This is a genomic window from Candidatus Hydrogenedentota bacterium (genome assembly GCA_016791475.1).
GTDB lineage: Bacteria > Hydrogenedentota > Hydrogenedentia > Hydrogenedentales > JAEUWI01 > JAEUWI01.
The window spans coordinates 1-545 of the sequence record JAEUWI010000406.1 but is presented as its reverse complement, the minus strand read 5'-3'; the positions used below and the strand labels follow the sequence as shown (position 1 = coordinate 545).

Annotated in this window: 1 protein-coding gene; it reads right to left on the bottom strand. The window is 70.3% G+C overall.

What is annotated here, in order from left to right; translation table 11 throughout:
• On the bottom strand, positions 1-545 hold a 545-nt coding region (locus JNK74_29925; protein MBL7650389.1), incomplete at both ends, for a response regulator.

The window sequence follows — 545 nt, the reverse complement described above, 5'->3', positions numbered from 1 at the left end:
GATGTCGAGGCATTTCTCACGGTCGCCGTGCATGGCGTGGGCGGTGAGGGCGATGATGGGGAGCGAATAACCTTCCGAGCGGATGATGCGTACGGCGGAGTAGCCGTCCATCTCGGGCATCTGCATGTCCATGAGGACGACGTGGAAGGGGGAGCGGCCCGGCCGAGCGGCGTCGCGGATGGCCTCGACGGCCTTGCGGCCATTGTCGACGGTGGTGACAGAGGCGCCCGCGCGGCCGAGCATGTGCCCGATGAGGCGTTGGTTGTCGGCGCCGTCCTCGGCGAGGAGGATCTGGAGTCCGTCGAGGGTGCCGGCGCTGCGCGCACTGGGGGCGGCGGGGTCGGCGATGCGGAGTGCTTCGAGGTCGCGGCCCGGGTGGATCATGGAGACGCCGGCGAGGGGCCCGGTGGCGAGGGTGAAGGTGAAGGTGGAGCCGCGGGCGGGCGCGGACTCGACGGTCATGGTGCCGCCGAGCATTTCGACGAGGCTCTTGGAGATCATGAGGCCTAGGCCGGTGCCGCCGAAGCGGCGGGTGGCGCTGGAGT